This is a genomic window from Mesorhizobium sp. (assembly GCF_041661565.1).
In the GTDB taxonomy this organism is placed as follows: Bacteria; Pseudomonadota; Alphaproteobacteria; order Rhizobiales; family Rhizobiaceae; genus Mesorhizobium.
In genome coordinates this window covers 19,366-29,236 of sequence record NZ_JBAZUD010000060.1, presented here as the reverse complement: position 1 = coordinate 29,236, position 9,871 = coordinate 19,366, and the positions used below count along the sequence as shown (strand labels likewise).

General features: G+C 66.1%; 8 protein-coding genes. 5 read left to right on the top strand and 3 right to left on the bottom strand.

Annotation, left to right across the window (positions count from 1 at the left end; genetic code table 11):
• The 3 genes from WC739_RS12875 to WC739_RS12865 form a co-directional block, all read right to left on the bottom strand.
• Positions 1-327, bottom strand: a 327-nt coding sequence (locus WC739_RS12875) for a carbohydrate ABC transporter permease (protein ID WP_372953415.1), incomplete at its 3' end; no start/stop codon positions are given.
• Positions 328-550: 223 nt separating this feature from the next.
• A complete protein-coding gene (locus WC739_RS12870) occupies positions 551-1,882 on the bottom strand; it encodes an ABC transporter substrate-binding protein (protein ID WP_372953413.1) in 1,332 nt (443 codons plus the stop codon).
• A gap of 230 nt (positions 1,883-2,112) precedes the next feature.
• Positions 2,113-2,802, bottom strand: coding sequence for a PIG-L deacetylase family protein (locus WC739_RS12865; RefSeq protein WP_372953412.1), 690 nt, complete (start codon positions 2,800-2,802; stop codon positions 2,113-2,115).
• Between the two features lie 25 nt (positions 2,803-2,827).
• On the opposite strand from WC739_RS12865, the gene WC739_RS12860 reads away from it, so the two are divergent.
• From WC739_RS12860 to nhaA, 5 genes are all read left to right on the top strand, one after another.
• A complete protein-coding gene (locus tag WC739_RS12860) occupies positions 2,828-3,718 on the top strand; it encodes a DMT family transporter (protein WP_372953411.1) in 891 nt (296 codons plus the stop codon).
• 41 nt (positions 3,719-3,759) lie between these two features.
• Complete coding sequence (gene hrpB / locus WC739_RS12855; RefSeq protein WP_372953410.1) at positions 3,760-6,339, top strand: ATP-dependent helicase HrpB; 2,580 nt, start codon at positions 3,760-3,762, stop codon at positions 6,337-6,339.
• A 26-nt stretch (positions 6,340-6,365) separates the two neighbouring features.
• Positions 6,366-7,697: an ActS/PrrB/RegB family redox-sensitive histidine kinase gene (locus WC739_RS12850; RefSeq protein WP_372953409.1), complete on the top strand. Its 1,332-nt coding sequence runs from the start codon at positions 6,366-6,368 to the stop codon at positions 7,695-7,697.
• A gap of 84 nt (positions 7,698-7,781) precedes the next feature.
• Positions 7,782-8,345 (top strand): ActR/PrrA/RegA family redox response regulator transcription factor, encoded by a 564-nt coding sequence (locus tag WC739_RS12845; protein ID WP_372953408.1) that lies wholly within the window; start codon positions 7,782-7,784, stop codon positions 8,343-8,345.
• A 325-nt stretch (positions 8,346-8,670) separates the two neighbouring features.
• Positions 8,671-9,867 (top strand): Na+/H+ antiporter NhaA, encoded by a 1,197-nt coding sequence (nhaA, locus tag WC739_RS12840; RefSeq protein WP_372953407.1) that lies wholly within the window; start codon positions 8,671-8,673, stop codon positions 9,865-9,867.
• Positions 9,868-9,871 lie beyond the last annotated feature (4 nt).

Below are 9,871 nucleotides of genomic sequence, written 5' to 3'. Positions count from 1 at the left end.
GAAGCCGATCAGCGTCTGCAGGAGGATCGTCCAGAACACGAAATGCGCCGTCGTCTGCATGGCGATCCAGACATCGCTATCGCCGAGGATGCGCCGATAATTGGCGAAGCCGAGGTTCTTCACGACTTCATTTGGACGGTTGGCCCGGTAGTTGGTGAATGACAGATAGATCGCCCAGAACAACGGGAAGATGTTGATGGCGAGCAGCAACAGGATCGTCGGCGAGATGAACAGCCAGGCCAGGCCCTTGTCGCTGATGCCGCGGACCTTGCGAGCCAACGGTTCCGGGGTCGCCCGGGCAACGTTCTCCGCGGTCCGATTGAGCATGGTCAGTCCTGCTTCGGTCACTTCAGCTCGTCTCTGTGATGGAATTTATCTGAACCGCGTTCCGTGCCAAGTGCGGCACGGGACCAGGGCATGATGCCGAAAAGTGCGAAGCGGTTTCGGACGACATCATTCTCACCCTCACTTGGCCCGGAGGCGGATGTTCCAGGTCGTTTGGCCTGAAATCATCCGGCTCCGGGGGGCCGGCTCGGGAGGAGCCTTGCGGTTACAGCTTGCCGTCGTCCTGGAAGACCTGCGTCCAGTCCTTGACCAGCCCGTCGAGCGCGTCCTTGGCCGAGCCCTGGCCGGCGACGACATAGTCATGGAAGCGCTTTTGCGAGGCCTGCAGCAGCGGCGCGTAGCTCGGCTCGGCCCAGAAGTCCTTCACGATGGCCATCGAGTCGAGGAAGGTCTGCGCATAGGGCTGGCTCGCCGGGAACTTCGGATCCTTCACCACCGCGTTGAGGCAGGAATAACCACCGAGCGACCACCACTTGGCCTGCACGTCCTTGTTGGCGAACCACTTGATGTATTTCAGCGCCTGCTCCTGCTTGTCGGAATAGGACACCACGGAGATGCCCTGGCCGCCGAGCTGGGCGAACTGGGCGCCGCCGGGACCCTTGGGATTGACGAAGTAGCCTATCTTGTCGCCGCCGACATTCTCGTCCTTCTGCAGGCCCGGCCAGGTGAAGGCGAAATTCATGTGCATCGCCACCTGACCGGATTTGAAGGCATCGACGCCTTCACCCATGTAGCTGTTCGACGCGCCCGGCGGGGTGCAGCAATCATAGAGCGACTTGTAGAACTCCAGGCCCTTCACCGAGTCGGCCGAATTGACGAAGCCTTCCATGTCGTAGGGCTTCTTCGGGTTTTCGTACTGGAAGCCGTAGCTGTAGAGCACGTCCATGGCGCCCATGGTGATGCCTTCCGAGCCGCGCTCCGTGTAGATCGAGGCGCCGTAGACGGTCTTGCCGTCGACCTGCCGCTTCTGGAAGAATTCGGCGATCTGCTTCAACTGGTCGAAGGTGGTCGGCGCACCGAGATCCCAGCCATACTTCTCCTTGAATTCCTTTTGCAGTTCCGGCTTGGAGAACCAGTCCTTGCGATAGGTCCAGCCGACGACGTCGCCCATGGCCGGCAGCGCCCAATAATTCGGCGTGTTCTTCGGCCATTCCGAATAGCCGACGACGGTCGCCGGCACGAAGTCGTCCATGCTGATCTTCTCCTTGTCGAAGAAGTCGTTCAGCTTGACGTAGTGGCCGTTCTCGGCGGCGCCGCCGATCCACTGGCTGTCGCCGATGATCAGGTCGCAGAGCTTGCCATGCGAGTTCAGCTCGTTGAGGAAGCGGTCGGCGTAATTGGTCCACGGCACGAATTCGAATTTCATGCCGATGCCGGTTTCCTTGGTAAAATCCTTGGACAGTTCGACAAGCGCGTTTGCCGGGTCCCAGGCGGCCCAGCACAGCGTCAGGTCTTCAGCGTGCGCGACGTTCGAGACGGCTGTCGACGCAAACATCGCCGAGGCCAGTCCCAACGCCAGTTTCAAGCTCGATTTCATGCCTTCCTCCCATTTGCGGAACGCGCCCGGATGACGCTTCCAAGAGCCTTCAACCCCTCTCCTCAGGGGCCCAAACATGGCGGCGCGCCGCGTCGCGAATGTTTAGTAATTTGTTTAGTGATGCAATTTTTACTAAACATGGCAAGTGAATTCGTCGCTGCGCCGCACCATGCCGGGGCAGGCCTCTGAAACTATTGTGAAAAGAACGAACCTCGCGAATGAACCGCGCGTCAGTCGACCCGTCTGGTGCTCACCATCACTGTCCGGATCGGCGGCGCCGGCGGCAGCAGCGCGCGGATGTCGGCGAAAGGAAAGGCAGGCTCGAAGCGAAACGCTTCCGCCAGTGAGCCCGGCACGCCGTTGCACTGACCGGCGCGAAATTCGTTCTGCGTTCGCGCGACATCGACGAAGCGGTCCGGATCCTGCGACTGATGCATGCGGATCGCCTTTGCCTTGATGGCGGCATGGGCGGAAATATCGACATAATGCGTCGGGGCAAACCCGGTGCCGCCCATCGTGTCGGCATGCAGGACCGGAACGGCGAACGACGCCGCGATGCGCACGCCGTCCGACAGCGCGCGGTGGTCGCCGTGATAGTCGTTGGGCGCATGCGTGATCGCCAGATCCGGACCGATCTCGGCGATCAGCGCCTTGAGCGCCGCGATCAGCCCCGCATCGGCCACCAGCGCGCCATCGGGGAAGTCGAGGAAGCGTGGCTCGACGCCGAGCAGGGCGGCCGCCTGGCTTGCTTCCTCCCGGCGCGCACGGGAAAGCGCCCTGGGATCGCCCATGCCGCCCCTGGCGCCATCCGTGGCTATGGCAAAATCAAGCTGTGCGCCTTGCGCCGCATAGGCGGCCATCGTACCGAACATGAAGATCTCGATGTCGTCAGGATGCGCGCCGAGGGCCAGTATCTTCAAGCTTCTCTCCCCGGAACGGAAACACGTGACGAACGGAATCCTGCTCGCCCTCATCGCCTACGCAAGCTATTCGTGTGGCGATGCCGTTGTCAAAAGCCTGGGCGGGCAGTTCACGGTGTTCGAGATCGGCTTCTTCTCGACCTTGTTCGCCGGCTGCTTCCTGTTCTTCAGCAGGCCAGCCAACGAGCGCTGGCGTGACTTTTGGCGCACCAACCGGCCTTGGGCGGTACAGGTCCGCGCCTGGGCGGGCATCGCCTCGGGCGTGCTCAGCGTCTATGCCTTCACCACCATTCCGCTGGCGGAGGTCTATGCGCTGGTGTTCCTGGCGCCGCTGTGCGTCACGATCCTGTCCACCATCATTCTCAAGGAGAAGGTCGGGCCCTGGCGGTGGCTGGCGGTCGTCTGCGGTTTCGCGGGCGTCATGCTGGTCGTCAGGCCGGGTTTCCGCGAGTTGCATCTTGGCCATCTCGCTGCCTTCACCATCGCGTTCCTGGCAGCCACCAACGTCATCCTGATGCGGTCACTGGCACAGGAGGAAAAACGCACCACGATGCTGGGCGTGCTGGTCGGCTATGGGCTGCTGTTCAACGGCATCGGCGCCGCCGCCACCTCGTTCACCCTCCCCGACGCAAGGCAGCTGGTGTGGCTGGTGGTGGCGGGCGCCTTCACCGCCGGGGGACAGCTGCTGCAATTGCTGGCGGCCAAATACGCGCCGGCCAACCGCGTCGCGCCGACGCATTATTCGCAGATCGTCTGGGCGGTGATCCTCGGCGCGCTGTTCTTCCAGGAATATCCCGACTGGCTGTCGCTGGTCGGCCTCGCGGTCGTCGGCGGCTCCGGCCTGCTGACCATGGTGCGCGAGGAGGCAAGGCTGGGCACGGTGCGCTGGAACCCATTTTCGCGCACCAGGCTTTGAGCCGGTTGCACGGCCATGGCGACCGCTGATATGCGGACGCGATGACCACGAGACCCTTGCCGGAGCTTCCGGTGTCAGCCGTGCTGCCGGCGCTGGGCGAAGCGCTCGGCCATGGCAACAGCGCCGTGCTGGTGGCGCCGCCCGGCGCCGGCAAGACGACGCTGGTGCCGCTGGCGCTGCTCGATGCGGCCTGGCTGGGTGCCGGCAAGATCGTGCTTCTCGAACCGCGCCGGCTCGCCGCGCGCGCCGCGGCGCGCCGCATGGCTGAATTGCTGGGCGAAGAGCCGGGCGCCACTGTGGGCTACGCCATGCGCATGGAGAACCGCACCTCCGCCCGGACGAGGATCCTTGTCGTCACCGAAGGCGTGCTGGCGCGCATGATCCTCGACGATCCCGAATTGCCCGGCGTCTCGGCGGTCATCTTCGACGAATTCCACGAGCGCTCGCTCGATGGCGATTTCGGCCTGGCGCTGGCGCTCGACGTGCAAGGCGCGCTGCGGCCCGACCTGCGCGTGCTGGTGATGTCGGCGACGCTTGACGGCGCGCGCGTCGCCAAGCTCTTGTCCGGCGCGCCGGTGATCGAGAGCGAGGGCCGCGCCTTCCCCGTCGATATCCGTTACGACGAACGGTCGGCGGGGGTAGTCGTCGAGGACGCCATGGCCAAGGCCATCCGCTCCGCGCTTGCCGACGAGAGCGGCAGCGTGCTCGCCTTCCTGCCCGGCCAGCGCGAGATCGAGCGCACCGCGGAGCGGCTGGCGGGCAAGGTCGGCGCCGACACCGACATCGTCCCGCTCTATGGCCAGCTCGACGGCAAGGCGCAGGACGCGGCGATCAAGCCGGCGCCCGCGGGTCGTCGCAAGGTGGTGCTGGCGACCTCGATCGCCGAGACCTCCATCACCATCGACGGCGTGGGCGTCGTCATCGATTCCGGCCTGTCTCGGGTGCCGCGCTACGAGCCGGCCAGCGGACTGACCCGGCTGGAAACCGTGCGCGTCAGCAGGGCCTCAGCCGACCAGCGCGCCGGCCGTGCCGGGCGCACGCAGGCAGGCGTCGCCATCCGGCTGTGGCGGGCCGAGCAGACGGCGGCATTGCCCGCCTTCACGCCGCCGGAAATCCTCGAAGCCGACCTGTCCGGCCTGCTTCTCGATTGTGCGGCCTTCGGCGTCGCCGATCCCGCCCGCCTTGCCTTCCTCGATGCCCCGCCCGCGCCGGCGCTCAGCGAGGCAAGGGCTCTGCTGCGGGCGCTAGATGCCATCGACGAGACGGGGCGCCTGACGCAGGCGGGGGCGTCGATGCGCAGGCTCGCCTTGCCGGTGCGGCTGGCGCACATGGTCGCCGAGGCGGCCGGGAGCGGCCATGCCGCCGAGGCGGCGATGCTTGCGGTGCTGCTTACGGAACGCGGGCTTGGCGGCGACGGCGCCGATCTGGAGCGGCGGCTGGGCAGGTTTCGGTCCGAACGATCGCCGCGTGCCACAGCCGCGCGGCAGCTCGCCGGGCGGCTGGCCAGACAGGCTGCCTCTTCTTCACCCTCCCCCTTGTGGGGAGGGTCGATCCGCGAAGCGGAGCGGGGTGGGGGTGGGCTGGGGGCGGCACCCCCACCCCGTCTCCCTCGCCTTGCCGTGCAAGGCTCGCTCGCCGACCCTCCCCACAAGGGGGAGGGTGCCGGCGCCCTGCTCATCCACGCCTGGCCAGACCGCGTGGCAAAGGCGCGTGGCGAGCGTGGCCGCTTCGTCCTGGCCAACGGCTCCGGCGCCATGGTCGACGCCGCCGATCCGCTGGCGGGCGAGCCGTTTCTGGTGGTCGCCGACTTGCAGGGCAAGGCGCAGAACGCGCGCATCGTGGCAGCGGCGCCGATCGGCGAGGAGGATATCCGGGCCGCGCTGGCCGACAGGATCGAGACGCGAAGGCAAACCAGCTTCGATCGCGAGAAGCGCGCGGTGCGCGTGCGCGAAACCGTGCGCCTTGGCGCCATCACCCTGGCCGAGCGCATGCTGCCGCCGCCGACCGGCGCCGACGCCGACCACGCAATCCTCGACGCCTTGCGCGAGCACGGGCTGTCGCTGCTGACCTGGAGCAAGGAGGCGCAGACGCTGCGCCAGCGCCTTGGCTGGCTGCATCGCGGCCTTGGCGCGCCCTGGCCCGATATGGCGGAGGCCGCCCTCATCGATCGCCTCGACGACTGGTTGCTGCCGTTCCTGCCCGGCGCGGCATCTTTTGCCGCTATCGATGCGGGCACCGTCTCGGCCGGGCTGGCCACGCTCGTGCCGCATGATCTGCAGCGCAGGATCGACACATTGGCGCCAACCCATTTCGATGCGCCATCCGGCAGCCATGTGCCGATCCGCTATGACGGCGAATGGCCGGTGCTGGCGGTGCGCGTGCAGGAATTGTTCGGCCTCGACCGCCATCCCTCGATCGCCAACGGCACCGTGCCGCTGACGCTCGAACTCCTGTCGCCGGCCCACCGGCCGATCCAGACAACGCGCGACCTGCCCGGCTTCTGGCGCGGCTCCTGGGCCGAGGTGCGCGCCGACATGCGCGGCCGCTATCCCAGGCATGTCTGGCCGGAGAATCCTCTGCTCGCCGCCGCCACCGCCCGGGCCAAGCCGCGCGGGACCTAGCGCTTCGGGTTCCGCGGCTGTAATCCATGGCCATGATCAACGTTTTGCGTTCTCCCGATTTCCAGCAGAGCCAGAGACTGCGGCTCAACACGCTGATCCGGCTGCGCTGGCTTGCCATCATCGGCCAGAGCGTGACGGTCATCGTTGTCGCCTATGGCCTGAAGTTTCCGCTCCCGGTCAGCCTGTGCTTCGCGCTGATCGCCTGCTCCGCCTGGATGAACCTGTTTCTCGCCTTCCGCTTTCCCGCGGCGCACCGGCTCACCCCGCTGGCGGCCTTCGGCATCCTCGTCTTCGACAGCCTGCAGCTTGCCGGACTGCTCTACATGACGGGCGGCCTCACCAATCCATTCTCGCTGCTGATGACCGTGCCTGTCGTCATCTCGGCGACCTCGCTGCCTCTGCGCCTGACCGCCATTCTCGGCGTGTTGGTAATGTCGGCCGCAACGCTGCTGGTGTTTATCCATCTGCCTCTGCCCTGGCATGAGGGTACGCCGCTGGAGATGCCCTTCATCTATGTCGCCGGCATATGGATGGCGGTGCTCTCCTCGATCGCCTTCACCGCCATGTACGCCTTCCGCGTCGCCGCCGAAGCGCGGCTTCTGGCCAATGCGCTCGCCGCCACCGAACTCGTTTTGCAGCGCGAGCAGCATCTTTCGGCGCTGGATGGGCTGGCCGCGGCCGCCGCGCACGAGCTCGGCACGCCGTTGGCCACCATCACGCTTGTCGCCAAGGAGATGGAAAGGGCCCTCGGCAAGGATCCGGTCTACGGCGAAGACGTGACCCTGCTGCGTTCGCAGAGCGAACGCTGCCGCGAAATCCTCAAGCGCCTGACCAGCCTGTCATCCGAGGGCGAGGCGCATCTCTCCCGGCTGCCGCTGACCTCGCTGGTCGAGGAGGTCACCGCCCCGCATCGCGATTTCGGCATCTCGATCAAGCTTCGTCCGGGAGAGCGCAAGGGGCCCGAACCGGTCGGCCGCCGCAACCCCGGCGTCATCTACGGCCTCGGCAATTTGGTCGAGAATGCCGTCGATTTCGCCCGCGAGAGCGTCAGCGTGCGCTGGAGCTGGGACGAGGCCACCGTCACCTTCTCGATCATCGATGACGGACCCGGCTTTCCGGCCGAGATCATCGACCGCATCGGCGAGCCCTACATGTCGACGCGCCAGGGCAACGAGGCCGGAGGCGGCCTCGGGCTCGGCCTGTTCATCGCCAAGACGCTGCTCGAACGCTCGGGCGCCACGCTTGATTTCCGCAATTCGAGCGGCCTGGGCGAGGGCGCCATGGTGAAGATATCTTGGCCGCGTGGCGTGTTCCTCAATCCGGAAGTCACTTCGGCCAGTATGTTCGACACCGCCTGAGGGCGGTTTGGCTCTTAAAATTGGACAATCAGGGCACGGAAGCTATATCTGCGTAAAAATAAGGCAGCAGGAATTTCAAAGACTATGACAGGCGATGAACATATTGGCGCAATGGTTGAAGGCGACGACACCTCGTTGCTCATCGTCGATGACGACAAGCCGTTCCTGACCCGCCTGGCCCGCGCCATGGAAACAAGGGGTTTCGTGGTCGAGACGGCCGAGAGCGTCGAGGAGGCGGTCGCCAAGGCGCGCGCCAATCCGCCCGCCTACGCCGTGGTCGACATGCGGCTGGGCGACGGCAACGGCCTCGACGTGGTCGCCGCCATCCGCGAGAAGCGCGACGATTCCCGCACCATCATCCTGACCGGCTACGGCAACATCGCCACGGCGGTGACGGCGGTGAAACTGGGCGCCGTCGACTATCTGTCGAAGCCGGCCGATGCCGACGACGTCTTCGCAGCACTCACCCGCACGGCGGGCGAGCGCGCCGCGCCGCCGGAAAACCCGATGTCGGCCGATCGCGTCCGTTGGGAGCACATCCAGCGCGTCTACGAAATGTGCGAGCGCAACGTCTCCGAGACCGCGCGCCGGCTCAACATGCATCGCCGCACGCTGCAGCGCATCCTGGCCAAGCGCGCGCCGCGCTGAACCTACCTTCGTCATCCTTGGGCGCAGCGACGCGAAGCGGAGCGAAGACCCAGGGATCCATGCCGTTACTTGGATCGTGGGGTGCGGCGGAGCAGAATTTTGAACCGTGGGCAACGCTTTGAAGTCGCGGCATGGATCCCGGAGTCTGCGCGGCGGCGCTTCGCTCCTTGCTCCGCCCCAGGATGACGAAGCGATGGGCGTTTCGGCCAATCTTGAGGCATAGATCTTCCGGAGCGGACTCGTACGCCTTGCTTCACCGGTGATGTTGCACATCATTGGGTTACAAATTTCCGGCCAATAGGCAAGGCATCTTAACGGAGGCGACATGCAGGATTTGAAGCAGCGGCCGGTTTCCGTCTTCCGCGAATTCCTCGACAGCGAGGCGGCCGGCGGCATCATCCTGATGGCGGCCGCCGCCCTGGCCCTGATCGTCGCCAATTCGCCGCTGGCCGAGGCCTATTTCGCCGCCCTGCATGCCTATCTCGGGCCGCTGTCGGTGTCGCATTGGATCAATGACGGGCTGATGGCGGTGTTCTTCCTGCTCGTCGGGCTGGAGATCAAGCGCGAGATGCTGGACGGCCAGCTGTCCTCCTGGCCGAGGCGCGCGCTGCCCGGCATCGCCGCCGCCGGCGGCATGCTGGTTCCGGCGCTGGTCTACGTCGCCATCAACCGCGGCAACGCCGCCGCGCTCTCGGGCTGGGCCATCCCGACCGCCACCGACATCGCCTTCGCGCTCGGCGTGCTTTCGCTGCTCGGCAGCCGCGTGCCGGCCTCGCTGAAAATCTTCCTCACGGCGCTGGCCATCATCGATGACCTCGGCGCCGTCATCATCATCGCCATCTTCTACACCAGCGGCCTGTCGCTGGCCTATCTTGGCGCGGCCTTCGCCGTCATTGCCATGCTTGCCGTGCTCAACCGCATGCGGGTAATGACGCTGCTGCCCTATCTCGTGCTCGGTGTCGTGCTGTGGGTCCTGGTGCTGAAATCCGGCGTCCATGCGACCCTTGCCGGCGTGGCCCTGGCGCTGACCATCCCGCTCGAACGCTCCGCCGGCACGCGCCACGATCTCGACCATTCGCCGCTGCACCGGCTCGAGCATGGCCTGCACAAGATCGTGCCCTTCGTCGTCATCCCGATCTTCGGCTTTGCCAATGCCGGCGTCTCGCTCGCCGGCCTCACCCTTGGCGCGCTGGTCGAACCGCTGACGCTGGGCGTTGCCGCCGGCCTCGTCATCGGAAAGCTGGTCGGCGTGTTCGGCTCCTCGGCGCTTGCCATAAGGTTCGGTCTCGCCGACCTGCCCGCCAATGCCAACTGGTCGCACATGGTCGGCATCTCGCTGCTGTGCGGCATCGGCTTCACCATGAGCCTGTTCATCGGCCTGCTCGCCTTCGCCGGCGACGTCGCGCTCCAGGACGCGGTCAAGGTCGGCATCCTTGCCGGCTCCTTCATCGCCGCCATCCTCGGCGCCGCCGTGCTGCTGATGGCGCCGGCCGCAAGCGGCACGGAGGCGGCGGAAGAGTAGCTCG

Bases quoted from the DNA above. Each gene is read 5' to 3' on its own strand.
- hrpB (WP_372953410.1), top strand. From the start codon at position 3,760: ATGACCACGAGACCCTTGCCGGAGCTTCCGGTGTCAGCCGTGCTGCCG.
- nhaA (WP_372953407.1), top strand. From the start codon at position 8,671: ATGCAGGATTTGAAGCAGCGGCCGGTTTCCGTCTTCCGCGAATTCCTC.
- WC739_RS12850 (WP_372953409.1), top strand. From the start codon at position 6,366: ATGGCCATGATCAACGTTTTGCGTTCTCCCGATTTCCAGCAGAGCCAG.
- WC739_RS12845 (WP_372953408.1), top strand. From the start codon at position 7,782: ATGACAGGCGATGAACATATTGGCGCAATGGTTGAAGGCGACGACACC.
- WC739_RS12870 (WP_372953413.1), bottom strand. From the start codon at position 1,882: ATGAAATCGAGCTTGAAACTGGCGTTGGGACTGGCCTCGGCGATGTTT.